This is a genomic window from Actinomyces timonensis (genome assembly GCF_040702965.1).
GTDB lineage: Bacteria > Actinomycetota > Actinomycetes > Actinomycetales > Actinomycetaceae > Actinomyces > Actinomyces timonensis_A.
This window is the reverse complement of sequence record NZ_CP159989.1, coordinates 370,308-395,253: the sequence shown is the minus strand read 5'-3', so window position 1 is coordinate 395,253 and position 24,946 is coordinate 370,308. Positions and strand designations below refer to the sequence as shown.

Genomic DNA, 24,946 nt, shown 5'->3' with positions numbered 1-24,946 from the left:
GCGCGCGCCGGGGTGGCGGCGCCCGTAGAATCGGCGGGGTGCCGCTCTTCGATATCGCCCGCGCCGTGGTGGACCAGTTCCACCGCGACGTCATCCCTGTGCTCAAGCGACGCGGCTGGCGCCCGCGCGTCGTCGCCTATGACGGCTACGGAACCAGCGCTGACCAGCCCGATGGCGCCGATATGGCGCGCGTGCTGGCTCGGATGGTGCTACGGCCCGTGGACGCCCCCACCGAGGGCCCGTTGTTCCGCTCCCTGCCGGAGAGGCGCCCGTCCTCGGCGGCGGAGGTGATCGACAACGCCCGCATCTCCCTGGCGGATGCGCAGCGCGGGTGGCGCCTGTTCATCGACGCGCCGGTGCCCTTCCTCCCGGTGACGATCACGGTGGGCCGCGCCCGGATCCGCACGCGGGCGGATCGCGAGGGGTACGTCGACGTCGTCGTGCGCGGGCACGGACTGGGCCCGGGCTGGCATGACGCGGTGATCGACGCCTCCGGAGCGGGACGATCCAGCGCGCGCGTGCTCGTGGTGGGCCCGGAGCCGACCCTGGGGATCATCTCCGACATCGATGACACGGCGATGATCTCGCACGTTCCGCGCATCCTCGTGGCCGCGTGGAACCAGCTGGTGAAGTACTCCTCGGCGCGCGAGCCGGTTCCCGGGATGGCCCGGCTGTACCGGCGCGTTCAGCAGGCCCATGGGGGGGCGCCCGTGTTCTACGTGTCCACGGGCGCGTGGAACGTCATGCCGACGCTGCGCGCCTTCTTCGCCCGCCACGGCTTCCCGGAGGGCCCCGCGCTCATGACCGACTGGGGACCGACGAACACCGGATGGTTCCGCAGTGGCATCGAGCACAAGCGCACCGAGCTGCGCCGCCTCATGATCGATCTTCCCCAGGTGCGCTGGCTGCTCGTGGGCGATGACGGCCAGCACGACCCCCTCATCTACGGCGAGGTGGCCCGTGAGCACGCGGATCGCGTGGCCGCGGTGGCGATTCGCCGGCTCAGCGCCACCGAGCAGGTGCTCGCCGGGGGCATCACCGCTCATCCCATGGGCATCGGGCCGGCGGCCAAGACGCTCGCGGAGGCGGATGTCCCGGTGGTCACGGGAGCCAATGGCTTCGAGCTGGCCTCCCGGCTGCCCACCGCGATCGGCGGCGGGGGAGCCGGAGGATGAGGGGATCCCCAGCCGACGGTGGGGCTCATCGAGCATCACCGACCATGATCGGCACCCGGATCCGACCACGCGGGAGGACGAGGCCTGCGCACCTCGCCCCGGCGTCGGCGGACCGCTAGGCTGGGCGCCGCGGTCCGGGCATGACGCGCCCGCCGCGCCTATCTAGGAGGCACGCATGAGCAAGCTCCCCTTCGTCCTCGGCCTCGGCGCCGGGTACGTCCTGGGCACCCGGGCGGGCCGCGCCCAGTACGAGCGCATCAAGGCGACCGCCCGGGGCGTCGCCGAGCAGCCCTTCGTCCGCGCCCGGGTCGACGCCGCCCAGGCGAGAGTCGCGCAGGCCGTGCGCCAGCAGGGCGAGGCCGTCACCGACAAGGTCGCCGACGCCGTCAAGGAGCGCCTCTTCGGCGCCCCCGCCTCCTCGGCCCCGGCGAGGGGCTCGGAGCCGGCCGCGGTCGCCGTCGACGACGCCACGATCCGCCCCATCGAGTAGCGCCGCGCGGCGCCCCCTTCTCCGCGCGGCCCCGGTGAGGGCCCCGGCCCCTAGAGGTCCTCGGGGGCGAGGGGCTCGCGGCCGCGCCGCCGCCCGGAGGACCCGCCGTCGCCCGCGCTCGCCCGCCGGGCGCCATCGCCCCTGACGCGCAGGCCCATGAGCCCGCGGCGCCATCCGATCGCCGAGCCGCTCGGGAGCGCCCACCTCGGAGGCCTCTCCCCCCGGGCGCGCCGCCGCATCTCGCGGTCCCCCACCACGGGCAGCTGCCAAGAGCGCCAGTAGGCGAGCAGGCACATGCCCGCCCCCACGAGCGTGGCCACGAGAATGCCCCAGCTCTCGTGGAAACCGACGCGCACCATCACCACATCGGTGAGCGCCGCCAGGAGCGCCGGGATCGCGTAGAGCTTGTTGCCGCCGAAGACCGCTGGCGTCTCACCCACGGACACGTCGCGGATCATGGAGCCGCCCACCGCCGTCAGGCAGCCCAGGAGCAGCGCCGGCATGACTCCCAGTCCGTTCGCCAGGGCCTTGGTGGCGCCCGTGGCCGCCCACACCCCCAGGACGACGGCGTCGGCCACCACGAGGAAGCGGCGAGCCGGACGTGAGGTGAAGGGGACGAGCCAGGCGATCATCGCGCCGGCGCAGGCGGCGTAGAGGTAGTAGGGGTCCGTCAGTGCGAAGGGCGGGCCGTTCTGGATCATGACGTCGCGCAGGATGCCGCCGGCGGTCGCTGTGAGGATCGCCAGGACCACGAAGCCCACGAGGTCGAAGTTCTTGCGGCGGGCGATGAGCGCCCCCAGGATCCCGTTGAGCAGCACGCCGGACAGGTCGATGGCGCGGAAGGTGACGGGCAGGGCGCCAAGAGCCGTGATCTGCGCGGGATGAAGCGCGATGGGGAGGCAGACCGCTGACAGCACGGCCACACGATAGAGGATGCGCGGCGGCGAATGCCCGCGCGCGTCCGGGGCGCCCCGGCGGCTGCTTCCTCAGGCTCGCCGAAACCGCCGCTGGCGGGCACGACCGGCCCGGGGGGAGGATCGGGCGCGTGCCGTCACAGACCTCTCCGCCCTCTCAGCCCTCCCGGCCGTCGCCGCCGGCGCGCTCGACCACGGGCTCGCGCTACGCCCCGCCCCAGGACCTGTCCACGTACGCGTGGCTGTCCATCGGGGCGGCCCTGGCCACTATCTCCCTGAAGTCGTGGGCGGCGTGGGTGACCGGCTCGGCCGGGCTCCTCTCGGACGCGGCGGAGTCGCTCGTCAACCTAGTGGCGGCGGTGGTGGCCCTGTGGGTCCTCAAGGTCTCGATCCGCCCGGCGGACGAGGACCACCAGTTCGGCCACTCCAAGGCGGAGTACTTCTCGGCTGTGGTCGAGGGCGTCATGATCTTCGTCGCGGCGGCCCTCATCATCGTCACGGCGGCCGAGCGGATCGTCCACCCGGTCCTGCCCGAGAGGCTGGGACTGGGCCTGGTGGTCTCCGTGACCGCCTCGGTCATCAACGGCGGGGCCGCCTGGGTCCTGTACCGGGCGGGGCGCGCCGAGCGCTCGGCCGCCCTCATCGCCGACGCCAAGCACCTGGCCACCGATGTCATCACCTCCGCGGCCGTGCTCATCGGCGTGGGGGCCGTGGCGCTCACCGGCTCGCCGGTGCTCGACGCCCTCGTGGCCCTGGGGGCGGGCCTCAACATCATGTGGACGGGCTTCAAGCTCATCAACGAGTCGGTGGGCGGGCTCATGGACGCCGCCCCCGCCGCCGAGGCGATCGCCCGGGTGGAGGAGGTGCTGGGAGCCCGCCGCGAGCCCGGCCGCATCGACTTCCACGCCATGCGCATCCGCGAGGCGGGCAACCGCCGTTTCATGGATCTCCACGTGCTCGTGCCCGACGCCTGGACGGTCAAGCAGGGGCACGACTACGCCGAGGACCTCATCGACGACCTCGTCCGCTCTGATCCGGGCCTGCGGGTCTCCGCCCACCTCGAGCCGATCGGCGATCCGGAGAGCTACGAGGACCTCAACGACGTCTGACCTCCCCGGGCGCGCCCGGGGAGGCCCTCGACGCCGAGGATCGCACCGGCGCGGCACGAGGCCGGACACGCTCCGGCGTCGCATTCGATCGCGAGATGGGGCACCGCGTGCCACACTCGTGCCATGAACCCATCAGTTCTGTCCGCGACCGCTCCGTCCCTGCGCCATCACACCGCGCCGCACAGCGCCCCCTGGCGCGACCTCGACCATATCGGGGTCGAGATCTGCCTGGAGAACGTGGCCGGCGTGCGGCGCGCGGTCCGCGCGGGAGCGGATCGCGCCGAGTTGTGCGACAACGTCACCGTCGGCGGCACCACTCCCTCGATCGGCGCCGTCGAGGCCGCCATCCTGGCCGCCGCCGAGGAGGTCGAGGCCAAGCGCCAGCGCATCGGCGCGCACTGGGCCTCCTCCAAGGACGGCACCCCCTTCGGCCTGCGCGTCATGATCCGCCCCCGGGGAGGCAGCTTCGTCTACGACGGCGACGGCAGGCGCGCGATGATCTCAGACGTGCGCAGGATCGCCGCCCTGGCGCGGGAGATGAGCGAGTACACCCGGCCCGTCCCCACCTCCAACCCGGGCCAGCCGCTGCCACCGGCCGTGGACCTGGGGATCGTCGTCGGCGGCCTGACGGACGACGGCACCGTCGACCGCGGCCTCATCCGCCTCCTCAAGGACCTCGCCGACGGCGCCACCCTGACCTACCACCGGGCCATCGACGCCAGCCGCGACCCCCTGGAGGCCTACCGCGACCTGGGCCGGCTCGGCGTCGACTACGTGCTCACCAGCGGCGCGGCGGACACCGCCCTCGACGGGGCGCGGACGATCGCCGCGATGGTGGCCGAGGAGGGGCCGACGGTCATCGCCACCGGCATGGTGCGCTCCAGCAACGCCGCCGAGGTCATCGCGGCCACGGGCGCCAGGGAGCTCCACCTGCGCTGCTCCTTCCCGGACCTGCCCCCGCACATGCCCCAGAACACCGACGAGGAGCAGGTGCGCGAGATCGTCGAGGTGGCTCGCGCCCTCCCGGTCCCGGGCGGTCCGGGCCGCTCAGAGGGCTGAGAGGCCCGGACCGCCCGGCGCTCAGCCCTCCAGGCCGCCCCGCACGCGCGCCGCGGCGGCCACGAGGTGCCCCAACGAGCTGGTGGTCTCCTCGTAACCGCGGGTCTTGAGCCCGCAGTCGGGGTTGACCCAGACGCTCCCGGCGCCCAGGGCGCCGACCGCGCGGCCGATGAGCTCGGCGCACTCATCGGTGCTGGGCACGCGCGGGGAGTGGATGTCCCACACGCCCGGGCCGAGCTGGCGGGCGAAGCCGTGCTCGGCGACGGCCGGGAGGATGTCCATCCTGGAGCGGGAGGCCTCGATAGAGGTGACGTCGGCGTCCAAGTGGTCGACGGCGTCGATAACCACGTCGAACTCCGAGTAGCACAGGTGGGTGTGGATCTGGGTGTCGCTCGCCGCCCCACCGGTCGCCAGGCGGAAGGAGCCGACGGACCACTCCAGGTAGGCGGGCTGATCGGCGCGGCGCAGCGGCAGGGTCTCACGGATGGCCGGCTCGTCGACCTGGATGACGCCGATGCCCGCGGCCTCCAGGTCAGCCACCTCGGCGCGCAGGGCCAGCCCCAGCTGGTCGGCCACCTCGGCGCGTGGCAGGTCGTCGCGGACGAAGGACCAGGCCATAATCGTCACGGGCCCGGTGAGCATCCCCTTGAGGGGCTTGTCGGTGAGCGACTGGGCGTAGGCGGACCAGGCGACCGTCATCGGGGCGGGCCGGACGACGTCGCCCCACAGGATCGAGGGCCGGGTGCAGCGCGAGCCGTAGGACTGCACCCAGCCGTGCTCGGTGGTGGCGAAGCCGTCGAGCAGCTCGGCGAAGTACTGGACCATGTCATTGCGCTCGGCCTCGCCGTGGACGAGCACGTCAAGACCGATCTCCTCCTGGAGGCGCACCACTCGCTCGATCTCAGCCCTCATCTGGGCCCCGTAGCCCGCGGCGTCGAGCTCGCCCCTGCGGTGGGCGGCGCGGGCGGCGCGGATCTCCGGGGTCTGGGGGAAGGAGCCGATGGTCGTGGTGGGCAGGAGCGGCAGGCCCAGGCGGGCGTCCTGGAGCGGCTTGCGCTCGGCGTAGGGCGGGCGCGCCCGGTCGGCGGGGGTGATGGCGCCGACGGCGTCGCGCACATCGGCGCGCCGCACCCCGGGGTGGGCGGCCCTCTGGGCGCGCAGGCTCGCGTCACGGGCGAGCTCGTCGGCGATGGCGCCCCTGCCCTCGGCCAGACCGCGCGCGAGGGTGAGAACCTCCCCCACCTTCTGGTCAGCGAAGGCCAGCCAGGAGCGGATGGCCGGGTCGAGGCGGGCCTCGCGCTCGACGTCGTGCGGGACGTGCTGCAGGGATGTGGATGTGGCCACGGTGAGGGGCGTGCCCGCGGGCAGGGAGTCACGCAGACGCTCGAGGACGGTCAGAGCGGCATCGAGGTCCGCGCGCCAGATATTGCGCCCGGAGACCACCCCGGCGACGACGCTCTTGCCACCCAGGGACGCCAGGTCGTCGGCCGGGGGCAGCGCCCCGGCCACGAGGTCGAGGCCCACGGCCTCGACGCCGGTGGAGCCCAGCACGGGAAGGGCGTCGCCGAGCGAGCCGTAGGCGCCGGTAACGAGGACCTGGGGGCGCTCGACGATGGCGGTGAGCCAGGTGAAGGCCCGGTGGACGGCGGCCAGGACCTCCTCGCGGGGCACGCCCCAGGTGTCGGCGACGAGGGCGGGCTCGTCGATCTGGACCCACTGGGCCCCGGCGGCCCACAGGTCGGCCAGGAGGTGGCCATAGGCGCCCAGGAGGTCGTCCAGGCGGTCGATCGGCCGGAATCCGGGGGCCGCGCCGTCGGCGGGCTTGGAGGCGAGCAGGTAGGTGACCGGGCCGACGATGACCGGCCGGGGATCCGGCTCGCCCGCGGCGAGGGCCTCCAGGACCTGGGCGGCGGGCCCATCGGTGGGGTCGATGGCGCCGAATCCGGGGACGTAGTCGAGGGGGGTGGACTCGTCGATCTCGGGGACGAGGTAGTGGTAGTTCGAGTCCATCCACTTCGTCATCTCCTGCGCCGCGAGGTCGCCCTGGCCGCGCGCCACCGTGAAATGACCCTCGAGGCCCAGGCCGGGGTGCCCTTGCCCGGCGCCGCCGCGCAGGTGGGCGAAGCGGGAGGGCACGGCGCCCAGGGCGCTCGTGACCTGGAGGACCTGGTCGTAGTAGGCGAAGTCGGCGGGGACGGCGGCCGGCCCCGCCAGCCCCAGGCCGCGCAGGCGCTCACGGGTAGCGCGGCGCAGCCCCACGGCGGCGGCGCGCAGATCATCGGCGCTGGCGGCTCCCTTCCAGTAGGACTCGACGGCCCGCTTGAGCTCGCGGTCGGGCCCGATGCGCGGGTAGCCGAGGATGGTGGCGGCGGGCAGGGGGGCGGGCGTGGTCGGCGTGGTCATGGTCGTCGCTTTCGTCGTGGGGGGGTCAGGGGAGCGCGGAACCGGCGTGAGCCGGCTCGGGCATTCGACGATCACCGCCGGGCGTGGCGTTGAGGTAGGCGCGGCGCACGTCGCGCTGCATGGAGGCCGAGACGCGCTCTCCGCCGAGGATGCCGCCCAGCCGCAGCTGGCTGACGACGTCGAGGGCGGGGCGGGTGCGGTTGAAGGTGTAGAGGTGGATCCCGGGGGCACCACCGTCGAGGACCTCGGTGGCCAGCCTGAGGGTGGCGTCGATGCCCCGCGTGACGGCCTGGGCCCCCCGGGCGGGCCCGAGGCTGGCGGCGAGCCCCGCGGGGATGGGCACGCCGGTGAGGGCGGCCAGGCGGGAGAGCCGGGCGAGGTCGGTCATCGGCAGGATGCCGGGCAGCAGGGGCATGGAGACACCGCAGTAGGTGGCGGCGCGGGCGAGCGAGAGGTAGTCCTCGGGATCGTAGAAGACCTGGGTGATGGCCAGGTCCGCGCCGGCGGCCTGCTTGGCGGCGAGGATCTCGACGCCGCGCCCGTGGTCGAGCACCGCCGGGTAAGCGGCGACGGCGATCGTGATGTGGCGCTCGCCGTCGTCGAAGTACTCGGCCTCGACCTCCCGGATGACGCGCACGAGGTCCTCGGCGTGGGCGAGCTCGCCGGGCAGCTCGTCGGCGTCGTGCCCGCGGGGAGGGTCGCCGCGCAGGGCCAGGAAGCGGCGCACGCCCAGGGCCAGGAAGAGGCGGACGATCTCCACGACGTCGCGCTTGCGATAGCCGATGCAGGTCAGGTGCGCCATGAGCGGGGTGCGGGAGCGAGCCAGCACGTGGGTGACGACGTCCTCGGCGGGGTTGTGCTCGCGGACGACCCGCACGGTGGGCTCGGCGGGACGGGTTCCCAGGACGAAGGCCGGCCGGTAGGTGACGGAGACGAAGTCCGGGGCGGTGGCCAGCAGCCGGTCCAGGGCGCCCCAGGTCTGGGAGGAGGCGGCGCCGGCGCGGGGAGGGAAGAGGCTCGAGGGAGAGCGTGGGCGCCCCGTGCGGGACAGGCGCCGAATCGTCTGGGGTGGTCGACATGTCTTCTCCATCGGTCCTGGCGGAAGCACCCTCAGGGGTTGCTGCGACGTCATTGAGCCAGGTCTCTCGATCGCTCTGGATGGGTATCCCCATAGTGCCAGAGCCCAGCGGGTCCCTGCCCCCCGGGTCCGTTTTCTGAGACACGGCGTCACGCCGTGGGCACCCGCACGCGCCGCGCCGCGGCGGCAGTCACGCTTCGAGCGCAATCGGCTGATCTCCCCCTGCGGGGGGATGGCCGGGGCGACGGCGCTGCCTTACCTTGGTGCTCATGGCTCATCAGCGCATCGAGGCGCGTATCGACACCGCCCGGGGCATCGGCCTCGCGGTAGAGTTCGCACTACCCGCTGGCGTCCCCGGCCTCGACCCTGACGACGGACGACGGGTGGTGGGCGCCGGCGGAGCGATGCCCGAGCGCCCCGAGGCCATCGTCATCCTCGCCCATGACTTCCTCGCCGACCGCCACGGGCCCGGATGCGGCCTTGACCGGATGGTCACCGCGTACAGGGAGGCCGGCCTGGCGACCCTCCAGTTCGACTTCTCGGGCCTGGGAGCCTCCGACGACGACGTCATCACCCTGGCCGGCGAGGTCGCCGATCTCCAGGCGGTGTGCGGGTGGCTCGCCCACCTGGGCTACGCGCGCCAGGGGATCCACGGGCACGGCCTGGGGGCCACTGCGGCGCTCATCGCCAGGCCGGAGCAGGTGCGCACGGTGGTGGCCGTTGGCGCGATCGTCGGCCCGCAGTCGATCCTGTGGGAGGAGGTCTTCTCCCCCAGCCAGCTCGACGAGCTCGCCAGGCACGGCATGACCCGCCTGCCGGACGACAACCCCAATGACCGCGCCTGGGACGTCCTGACCAAGGAGACCCTGGCGGACGTGTCGATGCAGCGCCCCGACGGCGTCATGGAGGGCCTGCCCTGGCCGATCCTCATGGTCCACGGCGCGCAGGTCGAGGAGTCCTCCGACGCCGCCGACGAGGCCGCCAAGGGCTTCCCGCTCCTGCCCGATGGCTCGCGCATGGTGCGGATCCACTCCTCGGGCGAGGAGGCCGATGCCGAGCTCGCTCGCGCCGCCGTGGACTGGATGGCCCTGCGCCTGCGCTAGTCCCCCACGACGCCCGCGCCGCCCCAGCACGGGCCCCGGCCTCTTCGAGGCCATCATCAACGCCCGTTACCTTGTTGGTGGTTGTCGGCCGAAGGGGTGCTGGTGGCTGGGCCGGCGGTGGTCGGCATGATGTCTTGCCCCTGTCTATCGAGTGATCCGGGGGCGGGAGTCACGTCCACTGTGGGGCTGGGGTTGCCGCTGATCAGGGGAACGACCCGTTTGAGGCCTAACGCACCCCTAACCGGCCGCTGCGGCGCGCGGCCCCCGGCGAACGGGCGAGCGCAAGCCGGGCCCGACCCCGCACAAACCGTCTCATCCCCGGGATACCGTCTCACCCCGCACAAACCGTCTCACCTCACAGAAACCGTCTCGCCCCGCAGATACGGCCTCAAACTACGAGAATGAGGGCGCAAGGCCGGGCCGAGACGGTATCTGCGGGCCCAGGCGGTATCCCCGGGCCGAGGCCGCAAACGCGGCCCCCGGGGCCCGCCGGGACCCGCCGAGCGCGAGCCCCGTCGCATGGGGGACAATGGGCGCCCTATGGATACCACCAGTGCTGCCGGCGACGCCGGTGAGGGCCGCGGGCGCCAGCAGGAGCGCCGCGATCGCCGTGACTCGGGAGGCCGGCGGGAGGACGGGGGCCGTCGGGAGGGCCGCCTCGCCCAGAAGCAGGACGGGCACGGCCGCCGGCCCCACAGGAATCGCCGGGGCAGGGGACCCCAGCGCTCCTGGCCGGGTTTCACCGCGGAGGAGCTCTCCGAGCGCGCGGCCTCCGTCCCGGAGATCGTCTACCCCGAGGAGCTGCCCGTCACCGCCCGCCGCGCTGAGATCGCCGAGGCGATCCGGCGCAACCAGGTGGTCATCGTGGCCGGGGAGACGGGGAGCGGCAAGACCACGCAGATCCCCAAGATCTGCCTAGAGCTCGGCCGCGGCATCACCGGGATGATCGGCCACACCCAGCCCCGCCGCATCGCCGCGCGCTCCGTGGCCGAGCGCATCGCCCACGAGCTGGGCACCCGCATCTCCTCCGAGGGGATCGTCGGCTACCAGGTGCGCTTCACCGAGGAGGTCGGGGCGCGCACCCTCGTCAAGCTCATGACCGACGGCATCCTCCTGGCGGAGATCCAGTCGGACCCCATGCTCGCCCGCTACGACACGATCATCGTGGACGAGGCCCACGAGCGCAGCCTCAATATCGACTTCATCCTGGGCTACCTCGCCCGGCTCCTCCCAAGCCGCCCCGATCTCAAGGTCGTCATCACCTCGGCCACCATCGACTCCGAGCGCTTCGCCGAGCACTTCGGCGCAGAGCCCCCGCGCCCTGACGGCCCCGCCGCGCGCGTGCCCGCCCCGGTCATCGAGGTCACGGGCCGCACCTACCCCGTGGAGATCCGTTACCGGCCCCTGAGCGCGGACCAGCCCGACGACGGCGCGGACGATGACGCCGGCCGCGCCCCCCGGGCCGGGGGCGCCAAGCGGCCGGGGCCCACCCCCCGGGAGGACCGCGACCAGGTCACCGGCATCCTCGACGCCGTTGACGAGCTCCTGGCCACCGGCCCCGGTGACATCCTCGTCTTCCTCGCCGGAGAGCGGGACATCCGCGACACCGAGTCGGCCCTGGCCGACCACCTCGGGCCGCGCCTCGCCGTCGACGGGCGCTCACGGCTGCCCGGCGGGGTCGAGGTGGTACCCCTGTACTCGCGCCTGAGCGCCGCCGAGCAGCACCGCGTCTTCGAGCCGCACTCGACGCGCCGGATCGTGCTGGCCACGAATGTCGCCGAGACCTCGCTGACGGTGCCCGGCATCCGCTACGTCATCGACCCGGGCCTGGCCCGCGTCTCGCGCTACTCCAACCGCACGAAGGTCCAGCGCCTGCCCATCGAGCCGATCAGCCAGGCCAGCGCCAACCAGCGCTCGGGGCGCTGTGGGCGCCTGGCCGACGGCGTCGCCATCCGCCTGTACTCCGAGGCCGATTTCGACTCCCGCCCCCAGTACACCGAGCCGGAGATCCTGCGCACGTCGCTGGCCAGCGTCATCCTGCGAATGGCGGCCCTGGGGCTGGGCGCGGTGGAGGACTTCCCCTTCATCGACGCCCCGGACCGCCGGGCCGTGCGCGACGGCATCGCCCTGCTCGCCGAGATCGGCGCGATCCACCCCGATGGCGCCACGCGCGCCGACGGGCCGCGCCTCACCGCCGTCGGGCGCCGCCTGGCGCGCCTGCCGATCGACCCGCGCCTGGGGCGGATGCTCCTGGAGGCCGACGGGCTCGGCTGCGCCGGGGAGGTGCTCGTCATCGTCGCCGCCCTGTCCATCCAGGACGTCCGCGAGCGCCCGGCGGACAAGCAGGAGGCCTCCGACGCCCTGCACCGCCGCTTCGCCGACCCCACGAGCGACTTCCTGACCTACCTCAACCTGTGGCGCTACCTGCGCACGCAGTCCCGCGAGCTGTCCGGCTCGGCGTTCCGGCGCATGTGCCGCTCCGAGTTCCTGCACTACCTGCGGATCCGCGAGTGGCAGGACGTCCACGCCCAGCTGCGGCAGATGTCGCGGCAGCTGGGGCTCAGCGCCTCCCCCGTCGAGCTGCCGACGGCGCGCGCCATCCGCGCCGCCGGGGAGGCCCTGGAGCCCGGCTCGCACGCCGCCCAGATCGCCCACGGGGATGTGGCGGCCGCCGTCGTGGCGCTCGGGCGCAGCGCCGACACCCCCGACGCCGACGCCATCCACCGCTCCCTGCTGGTGGGGCTGCTGTCCAATGTGGGCAACTGGGATGAGCGGCGCCGCGAGTACACCGGGGCGAGGGGCGCGCGCTTCACGATCTGGCCCGGCTCGGGGCTGCGCCGCAAGACCTACGACTGGGTGATGACGGCGGAGCTGGTGGAGACGTCCCGGCTCTTCGCGCGCACCGTGGCGAAGGTCGACGAGCGGTGGGTCGAGGAGGCAGCCGAGAGGGCGGGCCTGCTGCGCCGCGTCTACGGCGAGCCCTACTGGTCCACGCGCCACGGGGCCGCGATGGTCCACGAGAAGGTCATGCTCTACGGGATGACGCTCGTGGCGGACCGCCCCTCCACGCTGGCGTCGGTGGGCACGGAGTCAGCGCGGCAGGTGGCCCGGGAGATGTTCATCCGCTCCGGGCTCGTCGAGGGCGGCTGGCACGCCCGGCACGGCTTCGTGGAGCGCAACCGGGAGCTGCGCGAGGAGTTGGAGGATGTGGAGCGGCGGCGCCGCGAGCACGGCCTGCTGGCCAGTGACGAGGCGCTGTTCGACTTCTACGACGACCGCCTGCCCGAGGACGTCTATGGCGCCGCCGACTTCGACGCCTGGTGGAAGCGGGAGCGGGGCCGCCACCCGGACCTGCTGGACTTCACGCGAGAGCTGCTGCTCCCCGGCGATGACGACGCCACGGGCTACCCGGACGCCTGGACGCAGGGGGACCTGACCCTGGGCCTGGACTACGTCTTCGAGCCGGGGCGCCATGACGACGGCGTCACCGTGCGGGTGCCGATCGAGGTGCTGGGGCGCCTGGAGCCGACCGGCTTCGACTGGCTCGTGCCGGGGATGCGCCCAGAGCTCGTGGTGGCCACGATCCGAGCGCTCCCCAAGCGGGTGCGCCGCCAGCTCGTCCCCGCCCCGGATGTGGGCGCGCAGGCGTGGGCGGTCCTGCAGGAGGAGTACCCGACGCCGCCCGGGGCCTCATGCCCGGATGCGCCCTTCGAGGAGGCCTTCGCAGCGGTGGTGGGGCGCCTGCGCGGCGTGGAGATCAGCGACGACGACTGGGCCGAGGCCGCTGAGCGCCTGCCCGATCACCTGTCGATCGCCTTCGTGGCGCTCGACGCGCGTGGGAGGGTCCTGGGGCGCGGAAAGGACCTCGTCGCGCTGCAGAGGCGGCTGTCGGGGCGCGCCGAGGAGGCTGTGCGCTCGGCGGTGCGCGGGGCGCTCGCCCAGGCGATGGAGGAGGCGCGGGCCCGCTCCGGCGGTCGCGGCGGATCACGAGGCCCCGGAGCGGGGCAGGAGGGGCGGGGCCGTCAGGGCTCCGGGCGGCGCGGGGCCGGCGACGGCGCCGGTCCTGCGGATGCGGTGGGCCCGGCCGGCCCGAGGGCGGGCGGCGCCGGGTCGGCCGCCATGAGCGCGGGGCTGGCCGAGCGGGCGGGCCTGCAGGCGTGGCCGAGCGGCCTGGCCGGCCTCACCGGCCCGGATTCCTCCACGATCCCCGCCACGGTGGAGTCCACCGGCACGGCCGGGCTCATCGTGCGGGGCTACCCGGCCCTCGTGGCCAGTGGTAGCGCGGCCCGGCTGCGCCCCGGCGGGGCCGGCGGGAGCGGGACTCCCGGCAAGCCCACGGCCCCCGCCGCGGATCTGAGGGTCCTGCCCGACGCCGTCGCCCAGGGCCGGGAGCACCCCGCCGGTGTGATCGCGCTGGCACTGGCGCGCGCGGCGCTGCCGACGGGCCGGATCACGAGCCGCTGGAGCGGCAGGGAGTCGCTGACGCTCGCGGCGAGCCCTTACCGGTCCACCGAGGCGCTGGTGACCGACCTCCAGCTGGCGGCGGCGCGCGCCGTCGCCGAGCGGTGGGCGTCCGGCACCGGCCGGAGACTCGCCGAGGTGCGCGAGAAGGCCGCTTTCGATGAGCTCGCGGGGGCGATGCGCGAGGGGCTGGAGGATGAGGTTCACCGGATCGCCCTCATCGTGGTGCGCGCGCTGGGGGCCCAGCGGGAGGTTCAGGACGCGGTGGACGCGCATACCTCGCTCACGCTGCTGGCCACGCTGCAGGAGGTGCGCGAGCAGGCCGCCGCGCTCATCGCCGACGGGTTCATCACCGCTGCGCCCGCCAGCCGGTTGCAGCACCTGCCCAGGTACCTGAAGGCGCTGGCGATGAGGGTGGAGCGGGCGGCCTCCTCACCGTCGGCCGCCTCGCAGGACGCGGCCCTGGCCTACCGGGCCCGCGAGGCCCTGGCGGGGGTCGAGCGGGCGCGTGAGCGGGCTGCGGCGCTCCCGCCGGACGCGGCGCGCGAGGCGGCGCTGGTCGAGGCGCGGTGGATGGTGGAGGAGCTGCGGGTGAGCCTGTTCGCCCAGACGCTGGGAACCTCCCAGAAGGTCAGCCCCCAGCGCATCTCCAAGCTCCTCGCCACCATCTAGCCCCACCGCCCACCGCCCATCACCCCTCCCTATCAGCGAGACCGGTCGAAAATACGAGCGAGACCGGTTCCCGGACCGGTCTCGCTCGTATTTTCGACCGGTCTCGCTGGAGGGGGGGTGCGGCGGGGCGGGCTGGCGTCAGGCTGGCCGCAGGCCCTCGGCGGCCAGCGCCGCCCGGGCCCTGCCCCAACGACGGTCGTCGCGGAAGGCGAGCCAGAGGGAATCGAGCCCCCGATCGACGACGGCGGCGTAGAAGGCCTCCGGCCCGCGCTCGGCGCCGCGCCCCAGGGCCCGGGCGTTGACGATCTCCTCCTCGGTCCGGCCGCCGCCCAGAAGCGCGATGAAAGCGCGCCGATCGGACCACGCAGTGCCCGGATCGCTCTCGTCGAGGTGGAGCCAGCGGTGCCCGGGCGCGATCCCGAGCGCGGCATCACCCTCGACGGGCGGGGTGATCGGCCCCGTCCAGTCCCGGCCGGCCCGGGTGGCGAGGATCGAGGCGGGCCAGACGACGCCGGTGTCCAGGTCCAGCCAGACGCCGTCGCGCTGCGCGCCTGCGACGATGGAGGTCACCAGGGCTCCCAGGCGCAGCGGCAGGGGCGAGCCGGCAGGGCGCTCTTCTCGCAGCCGGGCCATGATCAGCTCGGCGAGGACGTCGTCGCCGGGCCACCCGCGCAGCTCGAGCTGGGTGATGGCGGAGAGCATCGCGGCGGTCATCGGCTCGCGCAGCGCGTGGCCGGGACCGTCACTGGAGCGCCAGGCGCCCGCCAGGCAGGCGCCGACCTGCTGGAGGGCGTGGCGGCAGTCGGCGCCGGTGATGGCGGACACCAGCGAGGGGATATCGCGCCTGGCCCGGGCCCTGCGCACCGCGCCGACGTCGACGGGCTCGGCCACGGGAGCGCCGAACTCCTCCAGGAACTCCAGGTGCCGGGGGCGGCCCCGCTCGCCGCGCGGATCCCGACGCTCCTCACGGTCCGGGCGGTCCCAGCGATACCGGGCCTCGGCGCGCTCAGCGGCCCTGCGGGCGCGGCGGCTCGGCCTCGGCTCGAAGGCCTCGGGCGCGGGCCGCGCCCCGCCGCCCCGGTGGCGCTCGGCGTCGGGGCGGGTCCGGCCGTACTGGTCCGGCAGGTCGCCCCAGCCGCGGATCGGCTGCGGGCAGGTGATCCGCGGGCCGATAAGCCGCTCGACGCTGATCTTGTCGGTGACGGCGCAGCGGTAGACCCACCGGTCGGACAGGTCGAAGACGTAGCGCATCGTGCCCCCGCGCTCCAGGAGCGGCTTGACCGCGGTGGTGCCGGGCAGGACGCGGTCGAGGATGGGACCGCCGGTGGCGGCACGGGTCGCGAGGTCGCACTGGGAGACGTCGTCGATGATGCGGGTGCCATCCGCGAGGGCGAACTCGTGGTGGTGGGCCCGATCCCAGCGGGCGAACGCGAGGTCGATGGCGTGGGCGAGCTCGGCGAAGGTGGTCGACGGCGGCGCGATGAGGTCGCGCCCAGGGGGCGGGTCGAGGTCAATGCCGCGACCGCCCAGGAGCTCCACGGTGATGACCTGCCAGCGTCTCGCCATGGTCCCGATGCTGCCATAGCCTCGCGGGGCTCGCATGGGCCCCAACCTGGGAAAATCCTGGGGGTTGCGCCGCTACGGCCCGCTCACGCCCCACCCACCTGCGGCGGGTCCCGGGCAATCGGCGGACGTGGCGCTGAGCACGATCCCGCGACGCGCGGGCGGGGAGCGCGCGGCTCCAGCGCTCAACGGCTCACAGCACCGAGGACATGAGCCGGCAGACATTGTCGATGTAGCGCAGGTAGCGGGGCTCGGCGGCCCACTGCTCAGCGGTCAGCTCCTCGGAGACGGCCCGGTAGGCGTCATCATTGGCGCGCAGGAGGTCGTCGAGGTCCCCGCCGAAGGCCAGCAGCATGACCTCGTAGTTGAGGGTGAAGCTGCGGAAGTCCATGTTGGACGAGCCGATGACCGCCACCTCGCCGTCCACCGTCATGTACTTGGAGTGCAGGACGGTGGGCGGGGGGTAGCGGAAGATCCGCACCCCGGCGGCCAGCAGCGCCGGGTAGTAGGAGCGCTGGGCGTGGTTGACGATGAACTGGTCGGACTCCTTGCCGACGAACAGCTCCACCCGCACGCCCCGGTAGGCGGCCGAGGTGATCGCGGCCAACAGCGCCTCGTCGGGAATGAAGTAGGGGCTGGTGATGGACACCCGCCGGGTGGCCCCCTGGATGAGGGAGAGGAACATCCTCAGGTTCGGCTCCAGGGGGTAGCCGGGCCCGGACGGCACGAGCTGCATGGCGTTGACGACGGCATCGGGACGCCCGGGACGTGGCGCGGCGGAGCCCACAGCGGGCGCGGGCCCCTGGCCCACCTCGGGGATGGCCTCGGGCAGGGCCTCGGCGATGGTGGAGGTGGCGCGCTTGTGGGCGGGCCGGGAGACGCCGGGCTTGCGCTTGCGGGCGGGGCTCAGGGCGAAGATGTCGAGGAGCTCGTCGGCCTCGAAGAGCCAGTCCATGGCGAAGACGGCCTGCGCCTCGGCGACGATCTCTCCTGTGACCTCCACGGTGAGGTCCTTCCAGACGCGGCCCGCCCAGCGGTTGCGGCGCAGCAGATAGGTGGGGTCGATGATGTTGTGGGAGCCGATGAAGGCCCGCTCATTGTCGATGATGAGGAGCTTGCGGTGATTGCGCAGGTCGGGGCGGCGCCAGCGCAGTCGGAAGGGCAGGAGGGGCATCATGAGCCACCACTCGATGCCCGCCGCGCTCAGGCGCCTGCCCAGGGTCCTCCAACCGGGGTACTTGCGGCTGCCGAGGTGGTCGAGCAGGAGGCGCACCTTGACGCCGCGGGCGGCGGCGCGCTCCAGGGCGCTGTAGAAGACGTCGGTGACGTCGTCCCAGGACTGGATGTAGCACTCGACGCTCACCGAGGTGGTGGCCTCGTCGATGGCGCGGGCCATGGCGGCGTAGGTGGCGGCGGAGTCGTCGTGCAGGGCGATGACCTCCCCGGTGAGGCAGGGCAGCCCGGTCAGGCGCCGGTTCATGCGCAGGATCGAGTCGAGGTGCCTGGACTCGCTGGCCCCGGGCGGGGCGTCGGGCAGGTGAGCGGTGTAGCGCAGCGCCATCTCATTGACCTCGACCTGCTGGCGGTAGCGCTTGCCGGTCACGCGCGGGCTGCCCAGGAGCAGGTAGAGGGGGAGCCCGACGACAGGCAGGAGGAAGATGAGGATGAGCCAGGCCGTCGACGACGACGGGCGGCGGTTCTCGGGGATCGTCCCCAGGGCAATGATCTTGATGACGTACTCGATGACGACCCACGCGGTTGCGAGGGAGGAGGGGAGCGTCATCAGCCTCATGGGCGCATGATGCCACGTGGCGGGCCGTGGCAGGGGCAGGACCGCGAGCTCCGCCGGCCCGGACGCAGCGGGCCGCCACCAGCGGCCCGGGGCGGTCAGCCGGTGATGAGCGGGGAGCCGAAGAACGTGCGGTAGTAGCCGTAGAAGTTCCAGTTCCCCCAGGTCGTGCAGTTATCCCCGCCGGAGGCCGCGGCGCCGTTGGCCAGATAGGGGGTGTAGTCGTAGAGCCCCGCGGTGGCCTGGTTGGCGGCCGTCACCTCCCCGGACCCGCAGGAGGCGTCCGGGGAGTACGCGATCGTCGTCGGAGTCCCGGCGACGAAGGCGTAGCCGCCGGGGTCGAGGCGGTAGCGCTGGAACTGCGCGGCGGCGCCGTAGAGCTGGGCGAAGAACCCGTTGAAAGCCGGGTCGCACTGGCCGCCGTCGGGGCAGGCATAGCCGGTGGCGGCCTCGTAATCGTGGGCCGTGAGACGACTGCCGGAGGCGGTGAGGAGGCCCTGCTCCTTCTGGATGAGCACGAGGAGGACCCGGGGGTTGATGCCGCAGGCCGAGGCCACGCCGGAGATGACGCGGGCGGCGCTCTGCCCCTCGGCGGCGATGTAGCCGCCGGGGCAGACATCGCTGACCTCGCGGGTCTGGGTCTCGAAGACGGCGTCGGCGAGGCACGGCGTGCCATCGAGCCCCGGGACGCAGCCCTCGTTGACCCTGGCGATGAAAGCGGCGATCTCCTCCTCGGTCATGGCCTCGGAGTCGTAGAAGACCTCGTCGTCGATGATGCGGGAGGCGGTGTAGCCGGTCATGTCCGGGACGACGGGCGCCGGCCCCGCGGCCTCGGGCGCGGCGGTCGATCCGGCGCCGAGGGTCATGAGCCGGCTCTCGAGTGACAGGGCGAGGACGGCCACGAGCACCGTGATGAGGAAGGAGAGGATGAGGACGGTCAGCGGGCCGAGCCGACGACGGCGCCGCGCGCGCGAGCGGGCACGGGCCGGGGCGCTCAGGCGCTGGCCCGCACCGATGGGCTGGTCACGGCGGGAACCGGGGGATGAAGGGGGCACTGCCCTCATGCTGCCATACTCGGGGCGGGCCTTCACCTCCGCTTGGCCCCGGGACTCCCCTCCCCCGAGGGCCGGCCGTACCCTTGGCCCGTGGATCCTCACGATGCCCTGGCCCTCGCCCGCGACCTCATGGACGCGCACGGACTGGGAGATTGGGAGCTGACTCCGGACCGCGCCCGGCGCCGCGCGGGCCAGACCGATCACGCCCGGCGCCGCATCACCCTGTCGCGCGCGCTGATGGCCCTCTACTCGCCCTCCGAGGCGCGCGAGACGATCCTGCATGAGATCGCCCACGCGCGGGTGGGGCCGGCCCATGGTCACGACGCCGTGTGGGTGGCGGAGGCCCGGCGCCTGGGCGCGAGCGGCAGGCGGCTGGTCGCCCCGGACGCTCCGAGCCTGCCCGGCCGGTGGGTGGGCATCTGCCCGGTGGGCCACGCGGTCAACCGGATGCGCCGCCCCCGTCGGCCGATGTCCTGCGCGCGCTGCGGCAGGCGCTTCGATCCCGCTCACCTGCTGCGCTGGGAGCTCGACGGCGCCCCCGTGGCGCCCGAGCGGATCAGCGCCGAGTACGAGCGGGCGCTGCGGATGCTGCCTGGGGCGCGCTCCCCTGAGGGCGACGTTGCCGGTGGGGGCGCCACTGGGCGAGGATGACGCGGGGCCGCGCCAGGCGGCGCCACCGCCCCGCCGTCAAGACCACGATCGAGCCCACCGAGGAGCCACGATGATCGTCACCACCACCCCCACCGTCGAGGGATACCCCGTCAGCCAGTACCTGCGCGTCGTGTGCGGGGAGACCATCGCCGGGGTCAACATGTTCAAGGACATCGCCGCGGGCTTCCGCAACCTGGTGGGCGGGCGCGCGGAGTCCTACGAGCGCGAGCTCATCCAGGCCCGCGAGACCGCCCTGGCGGAGATGGTGCAGCGCGCCTCCGAGCTCGGCGCCGAGGGCGTCGTCGGCGTCGACATCGACTACGAGACGCTCGGCTCGGATAACGGCATGCTCATGGTGACCGCCTCCGGCACGGCGGTGCGCTTCACCCCCGTCCAGCAGGCCCCCGGCGCTGGCGCCGTGGGCGCTGTCGGCTACTGACCCGCTGGACAGCGGCCCGGGCGGCCCCGATCAGGCGAGATGCTGGAGGTGGCCGTCGGGGTCCTTGACCCCGGCCATGAGGACGAGCCCGGCGATGAGCACCGTCATGATGCCGAGGATCCCCCAGTAGCCGACGCCCTGCCCCATGAAGCGCGCGCCCACCCAGATCGCCGCCCCGTACAGGGCGGGGGCGAGGAAGGAGGCGGCGCGCCCCGTCGTCGCGTACAGCCCGAAGATCTCCCCCTCGCGGCCCTCCGGGATGAGGCGGGCGAGGAAGGTGCGGGAGGCCGACTGGGCGGGTCCGACGCAGGCGGACAGCGCCAGGCCGAGCGCCCAGAACACGGGCTTGCCGCCGTCGTGGAGGAAGAAGATGGCGTTGCCGGCCACGACGAGGATGACGAGCGAGCCCATGATGACCCGCCGCGGCCCGACGAGGTCGTCGAGGCGCCCGCAGGCGATCGTGGTGATGCCGGCCACCACGTTCGCGGCGACGGCGAACTGGATGACCTGGGCGTCGGAGAAGTCGAAGGTGGTGCGGGCGATGATGCCGCCGTAGGCGAAGACCCCGGCGAGCCCGTCCCGGAAGATCGCCGAGGCCAGGAGGAACCGCAGGACATTCGGGTGGGAGCGGTACAAGGAGCGCAGGGTGCGCCACAGTTGCCGGTAGGACGCGAGGATCGACTCGTGGCGCCTGGCGCCCGCCACGCCCCCGGTGCCGGGGATGTCCCCAGGCTCCGCCTCTATCTCGGGGACCTGCCTGGCGCCATCCGCCTCGAGGCCGCCCGCCTGGGGCCTTCCGGGCCCACGGCGCCGCCTGACGGCGCAGGACTGGGTGAGCAGGACCGGGATCGCCGAGATCCCGAACCAGGCGGCGGCCACGAGCATGGCCACGCGGACGTTGAGGCCGTCGGCGCTGGTCACGCCGAACCAGCCGACCTCGGGGCTGATGAGGCCCGCGTAGACCACGAGCAGCAGGACGATCCCTCCCAGGTAGCCCATGCCCCAGCCGATCCCGGAGACCGCGCCGATCCGCTCCTTGGCGGTCACGTGGGACAGGAGGCCGTTGTAGTTGACGGAGGCGAGCTCGAAGAAGAGGTTGCCCACGCCCATGAGCACGATCCCCAGCCACAGGTAGCCGGGCGCGGGCTTGACGAGGAACAGCGCGGCCGAGACGGCCACGACCAGCGCGGTGTAGATCCCCAGGGAGGTGACGGCCCGCCCAGCGCGGTCGGCCCTCTGCCCCGTGACGGGGGCGAGCAGGGCGATGAAGAGGCCGGCGACCGCCATGCCCGCGGACAGCCGCGACTGGTTGGAGGTGGGGTCGCCGAAGGACGAGGAGACCAGGTAGGTCGCGAAGACGAAGGTCGTGATGACGGCGTTGAAGGCGGCCGATCCCCAGTCCCACAGCCCCCAGGCGAAGACGGGCCAGGTCAGGAGGCGGGGCTTGGCCTGCCGCCCAGGGGCGGTGATCGCCCCCAGAGATGAATCAGGGGAGGGCATGCCCCCGAGCCTACGGCGTGAGCCCTCCGCTCCGCTCTCCTCCAGGGCACAGATGGGGCGCGGTCATATTGGGGGTTTCCCGCATCCTCCCGCGCCGGGCGGACGCGCCTACCCGCGCCGGGCAGGCTCGCGCTCCTCGGCGGCGAGCAGGGCCTCAGCGAGGAGCAGGTCGAGGCCCGTCGTCACCTTGAGGGCGCGCGCGTCCCCGGCGACGGCGACGACGTCGCCGCCCATCGCCTCGACCAGTCCGGCGTCGTCGGAGGCGGCGAGGCCCTCACTGGCCGCGCGCTGGGCGCCGACGCGGTGGGCGGCCAGCAGGGTCTCACGCGCGAAGCCCTGGGGCGTCTGGACGGCGCGCAGCCGGGCGCGGTCCGGGGTGGCGACGATCGGCTCGACCGCCTCACCGGACCGGACCTCCTTGATGGTGTCAGTCACCGGCATGACGGGGATGACGGCCTCGTGCCCCTCGCGCAGGGCGGCGACGACGCGCTGGATGACATCGGGGGGCGTGAGCGCGCGGGCGGCGTCGTGGACGAGTATGAGGGCGGCGTCGGGCTGGGCGCGCAGGGCCGCCTCAAGACCGAGGGCGACACTCGCCTGCCGGGAGGCGGAGGAGCCCGCGACCACCTCGACGGCGCCGAGATCGGCCACCTCGCGGCGGAAACCCTCGATCCGCCCCTCCGGCGCCGTGACGACGACGCGCTCGAGGACGCCGGAGGCCAGCATCCCCCGCACCGCGCGCCTCACGAGCGACTGCCCGGCGAGGGGGACGAGGCCCTTGGGGAGCTCGGCGCCAAGGCGGCTGCCCGAGCCGGCGGCGGTGACCACGGCGATCACCGGGGAGGGGGCCTCAGGGATTGCGGGGGTCATGGCGGAGATGCTCGGGGAGGGGGGACGACGGCGTGGCGGCCCGCGGGTCGTCAGGCGGCGGCGCCGGCGGCGAGGACCTCGTCGAGGCGGCTCTCGGCCTCCTCCTCGGGGGTCTTCTGCGCCAGGGCGAGCTCGGAGACGAGGATCTGGCGGGCCTTGGAGAGCATGCGCTTCTCACCGGCCGACAGGCCGCGATCGGTGTCCCGGCGGGACAGGTCCCGCACGACCTCGGCAACCTTGATGACGTCGCCCGAGGCGATCTTCTCCTGGTTGGCCTTGAAGCGGCGCGACCAGTTGGTGGGCTCCTCGGTGAAGGGGGCGCGCAGGACCTCGAAGACCTTCTCCAGGCCCTTCTCGTCGACGACGTCGCGCACCCCGATGAGCTCGACGGACTCGGCGGGGACGAGGATCGTCAGGTCGCCCTGGGCGACCTCGAGCTGGAGGTAGGTCTTCTCCTCCCCCTTCACCTTGCGCTGGCGAATATCGATGATCCGAGCAGCGCCGTGGTGGGGGTAGACGACGGTCTCTCCGACTTCAAGGGTCATGGGTGAGGTCTCCAGTCAAGCAAACAGGAGCCTCAGTTTACCAGTGCCAAGCGGCGTGATACCGGGGGAGGTTGCTCACAGCGCGCGATGGCGCCGCGCCCACGGGGGGGCCCGGCGCCATCGTCGATGAGCGCGCCCGAGCACGGGCGCGGGGCTCACTTGCCCTGGTTGGCCACAGCCGCGATCTTCGCCTCGGCCTCCGGGTCGAGGTAGCGGCCGCCCTTCTTGAGCGGCTGGAGGGTCTCCTCGTCGAGCTCGTAGACCAGCGGGACGCCCGTGGGGATGTTGACGGCGGCGATGTCGTCGTCGGAGATGCCGTCGAGGTGCTTGACGATCGCGCGCAGGGAGTTGCCGTGAGCGGCGATCATGACGGTCCTGCCGGTCTTGATCTCGGGGACGATCGTGGACTCCCAGTAGGGCAGGAGGCGGGCGAGGACGTCCTTGAGGCACTCGGTGGCGGGAATCGGCTCGCCGGCGTAGCGCGGGTCGGCGTCCTGGGAGAACTCGCTGCCGAGCTCGATGGCCGGCGGCGGGACGTCGTAGGAGCGGCGCCAGAGCATGAACTGCTCCTCGCCGTACTCGTCGCGGATCTCCTTCTTGTTCTTGCCCTGGAGGGCGCCGTAGTGGCGCTCGTTGAGGCGCCAGTCGCGCTCGACGGGGATCCAGTGACGGTCGGCCGCGTCCAGGGCGAGGTTCGCCGTCATGATCGCGCGGCGCAGCATCGAGGTGAACAGCTTCTCGGGGAGGACGCCGGCCTCCTTGAGGAGCTCGCCGCCATGGACCGCCTCGGCGCGGCCCTTCTCGGACAGGGGGACGTCCACCCAACCGGTGAACAGGTTCTTCGCATTCCATTCGCTCTCGCCGTGGCGGAGCAGCACAAGGGTGTAAGCCATGGGCCTATCCTGCCAGGCGCGCGCGCCGCGCGCGAGGCCCGGGAGCGAGGGCCCTCCCGGGCGGCGCGGGGTCTCGCGCCCTCGACGAGGCGCGAGGGGCCTCAGTGGGCCTGGTTGTAGGCCTCGCGGATCGGGGCGGGGATGCGCCCGCGGTCCGAGACCTCCATACCCTGGCTGCGGGCCCACTCGCGGATCTTCTGGGTCTCGGCCGCGGGGCTGGCGCCCCGACGGCGGACATTGCGGCGACCGGAGACGCGACGGGCCTTGGAGGACCACTCCTCAATGGACTCGCGCAGCGCGGCGGCGTGCTCGTCATTGAGGTCGATCTCGTAGGTAACCCCATCCAGGCCGAAGGTGACTGTCTGCGACGCGGCGGACTGGTCGATATCGTCGACGAGGATGATCTGGGTCTTCTGGGCCATGGCTCACTCTTCTCTTCGTGACGTCGGAGGATTACCGAGATGAATCCTCTTGCGAACACCCTGAAGGATAATGGAGGCATACGGGTCACGCAATATCGCTCCCGGATTCGCCGCTCCGGGCTCCATGAATTTCCTCTGCGAGAACACCGGGAACAGCGCTCTCCCGATCCTGGAGGCGGGAGGAGCGGCGCGCGGAACGTGATTCGATGAGCGGGCGGCCGGTGAGCGAACACCTTACTCGCCGCCGTCCGCCGAGGAGACCGCGGACCGGCGGGAGTTCCAGACGGGCCAATAGGGCGGCGAGGCCGGAGAGCCGCAGGAGGGCCCGTGAGAGGGGCAGACGGGTCGAACTCGCGCGCCGCGGGCCCCTGGGCGCGGGCCAGCCAACGGGAGAGGGCTCCGGGACCGCTGGTCCCGGAGCCCTCATCGAGCCACCTGTGGGAATCGAACCCACGACCTATTCATTACGAGTGAATCGCTCTGCCGACTGAGCTAAGGTGGCGCGCCGCTAACGGCGGCGTGAGGACTCTACAGCGCGCGGCGCGCCGGGCGCAACGCGGGAGCCACCGCCGCCCCGTGGCACTGAGCACAGCCTCGGACCACCTCGGACTGCCTTAGACTGCCTCGCGCGTGAGTCGGCGCGCGATGGCCCGGACCACGGCGAGATACCGAGCATGACGCGCATCGGCGCACGCCATGGCACCTGTCAGCGCACGCTGGCGCGGCCACGCGCGCCTCACCCGATCGGGCTCCGC

Annotated in this window: 19 protein-coding genes, 1 tRNA gene and 1 riboswitch; of the genes, 8 read left to right on the top strand and 12 right to left on the bottom strand. The window is 73.3% G+C overall.

Annotation, left to right across the window (positions count from 1 at the left end):
• Positions 1-38 precede the first annotated feature (38 nt).
• Both ABXS69_RS01675 and ABXS69_RS01670 read left to right on the top strand, forming a co-directional pair.
• Entirely contained in the window at positions 39-1,175 is a 1,137-nt protein-coding gene (locus ABXS69_RS01675) for a phosphatase domain-containing protein (RefSeq protein WP_366180886.1), read from the top strand.
• A 175-nt stretch (positions 1,176-1,350) separates the two neighbouring features.
• A complete protein-coding gene (locus ABXS69_RS01670; protein WP_366180885.1) occupies positions 1,351-1,665 on the top strand; it encodes a YtxH domain-containing protein in 315 nt (104 codons plus the stop codon).
• 50 nt (positions 1,666-1,715) lie between these two features.
• Here ABXS69_RS01670 and ABXS69_RS01665 read toward each other — a convergent pair whose 3' ends face one another.
• Positions 1,716-2,558: a trimeric intracellular cation channel family protein gene (locus tag ABXS69_RS01665; RefSeq protein ID WP_366181501.1), complete on the bottom strand. Its 843-nt coding sequence runs from the start codon at positions 2,556-2,558 to the stop codon at positions 1,716-1,718.
• 245 nt (positions 2,559-2,803) lie between these two features.
• Here ABXS69_RS01665 and ABXS69_RS01660 point away from each other — a divergent pair, with 245 nt between their 5' ends.
• Together ABXS69_RS01660 and ABXS69_RS01655 are read left to right on the top strand one after the other, a co-directional pair.
• Entirely contained in the window at positions 2,804-3,688 is an 885-nt protein-coding gene (locus ABXS69_RS01660; protein WP_366181500.1) for a cation diffusion facilitator family transporter, read from the top strand.
• A 123-nt stretch (positions 3,689-3,811) separates the two neighbouring features.
• Positions 3,812-4,747 carry a copper homeostasis protein CutC gene (locus tag ABXS69_RS01655; protein ID WP_366180884.1) on the top strand — a complete coding sequence of 312 codons (936 nt, stop codon included), beginning with the start codon at positions 3,812-3,814 and terminating at the stop codon, positions 4,745-4,747.
• Positions 4,748-4,768: 21 nt separating this feature from the next.
• Here ABXS69_RS01655 and metE read toward each other — a convergent pair whose 3' ends face one another.
• Together metE and ABXS69_RS01645 are read right to left on the bottom strand one after the other, a co-directional pair.
• Complete coding sequence (gene metE, locus ABXS69_RS01650) at positions 4,769-7,150, bottom strand: 5-methyltetrahydropteroyltriglutamate--homocysteine S-methyltransferase (RefSeq protein WP_366180883.1); 2,382 nt, start codon at positions 7,148-7,150, stop codon at positions 4,769-4,771.
• Positions 7,151-7,175: 25 nt separating this feature from the next.
• Complete coding sequence (locus ABXS69_RS01645; protein WP_366180882.1) at positions 7,176-8,240, bottom strand: methylenetetrahydrofolate reductase; 1,065 nt, start codon at positions 8,238-8,240, stop codon at positions 7,176-7,178.
• Positions 8,234-8,315, bottom strand: a riboswitch (SAM riboswitch). It overlaps the preceding gene by 7 nt.
• A 182-nt stretch (positions 8,316-8,497) precedes the next feature.
• On the opposite strand from ABXS69_RS01645, the gene ABXS69_RS01640 reads away from it, so the two are divergent.
• Positions 8,498-9,331, top strand: a complete 834-nt coding sequence (locus ABXS69_RS01640; RefSeq protein ID WP_366180881.1) for an alpha/beta hydrolase — start codon at positions 8,498-8,500, stop codon at positions 9,329-9,331.
• Positions 9,332-9,871: 540 nt separating this feature from the next.
• Positions 9,872-14,464: an ATP-dependent RNA helicase HrpA gene (gene hrpA, locus ABXS69_RS01635; RefSeq protein WP_366180880.1), complete on the top strand. Its 4,593-nt coding sequence runs from the start codon at positions 9,872-9,874 to the stop codon at positions 14,462-14,464.
• Positions 14,465-14,602: 138 nt separating this feature from the next.
• Here the strand turns inward: hrpA and ABXS69_RS01630 are convergent, their stop codons facing one another.
• The 3 genes from ABXS69_RS01630 to ABXS69_RS01620 form a co-directional block, all read right to left on the bottom strand.
• Positions 14,603-16,030 (bottom strand): hypothetical protein, encoded by a 1,428-nt coding sequence (locus ABXS69_RS01630; RefSeq protein ID WP_366180879.1) that lies wholly within the window; start codon positions 16,028-16,030, stop codon positions 14,603-14,605.
• Positions 16,031-16,220: 190 nt separating this feature from the next.
• Positions 16,221-17,810 carry a phospholipase D-like domain-containing protein gene (locus tag ABXS69_RS01625; protein WP_366181499.1) on the bottom strand — a complete coding sequence of 530 codons (1,590 nt, stop codon included), beginning with the start codon at positions 17,808-17,810 and terminating at the stop codon, positions 16,221-16,223.
• A gap of 104 nt (positions 17,811-17,914) precedes the next feature.
• Positions 17,915-18,880 carry a hypothetical protein gene (locus ABXS69_RS01620; protein ID WP_366180878.1) on the bottom strand — a complete coding sequence of 322 codons (966 nt, stop codon included), beginning with the start codon at positions 18,878-18,880 and terminating at the stop codon, positions 17,915-17,917.
• An 81-nt stretch (positions 18,881-18,961) separates the two neighbouring features.
• On the opposite strand from ABXS69_RS01620, the gene ABXS69_RS01615 reads away from it, so the two are divergent.
• Both ABXS69_RS01615 and ABXS69_RS01610 read left to right on the top strand, forming a co-directional pair.
• The gene (locus ABXS69_RS01615) at positions 18,962-19,522 is read left to right on the top strand and encodes a SprT-like domain-containing protein (protein WP_366180877.1); all 561 of its coding nucleotides are present in this window, start codon (positions 18,962-18,964) and stop codon (positions 19,520-19,522) included.
• Between the two features lie 70 nt (positions 19,523-19,592).
• Positions 19,593-19,961 carry a heavy metal-binding domain-containing protein gene (locus ABXS69_RS01610; RefSeq protein WP_366180876.1) on the top strand — a complete coding sequence of 123 codons (369 nt, stop codon included), beginning with the start codon at positions 19,593-19,595 and terminating at the stop codon, positions 19,959-19,961.
• Positions 19,962-19,991: 30 nt separating this feature from the next.
• On the opposite strand, the gene ABXS69_RS01605 is transcribed toward ABXS69_RS01610, so the two are convergent.
• The 6 genes from ABXS69_RS01605 to ABXS69_RS01580 all read right to left on the bottom strand — a co-directional run bounded on the left by ABXS69_RS01605 (position 19,992) and on the right by ABXS69_RS01580 (position 24,693).
• Entirely contained in the window at positions 19,992-21,461 is a 1,470-nt protein-coding gene (locus tag ABXS69_RS01605) for an MFS transporter (protein WP_366180875.1), read from the bottom strand.
• A 108-nt stretch (positions 21,462-21,569) separates the two neighbouring features.
• The gene (gene ispD / locus ABXS69_RS01600) at positions 21,570-22,331 is read right to left on the bottom strand and encodes a 2-C-methyl-D-erythritol 4-phosphate cytidylyltransferase (RefSeq protein ID WP_366180874.1); all 762 of its coding nucleotides are present in this window, start codon (positions 22,329-22,331) and stop codon (positions 21,570-21,572) included.
• 50 nt (positions 22,332-22,381) lie between these two features.
• A complete protein-coding gene (locus ABXS69_RS01595) occupies positions 22,382-22,876 on the bottom strand; it encodes a CarD family transcriptional regulator (RefSeq protein ID WP_159522742.1) in 495 nt (164 codons plus the stop codon).
• A gap of 155 nt (positions 22,877-23,031) precedes the next feature.
• Positions 23,032-23,769 (bottom strand): phosphoglyceromutase, encoded by a 738-nt coding sequence (locus tag ABXS69_RS01590; RefSeq protein ID WP_366180873.1) that lies wholly within the window; start codon positions 23,767-23,769, stop codon positions 23,032-23,034.
• Between the two features lie 101 nt (positions 23,770-23,870).
• Positions 23,871-24,191 carry an Lsr2 family protein gene (locus ABXS69_RS01585; protein ID WP_366180872.1) on the bottom strand — a complete coding sequence of 107 codons (321 nt, stop codon included), beginning with the start codon at positions 24,189-24,191 and terminating at the stop codon, positions 23,871-23,873.
• A 429-nt stretch (positions 24,192-24,620) separates the two neighbouring features.
• Positions 24,621-24,693: transfer RNA gene (locus tag ABXS69_RS01580), tRNA-Thr, on the bottom strand.
• Between the last annotated feature and the right edge of the window lie 253 nt (positions 24,694-24,946).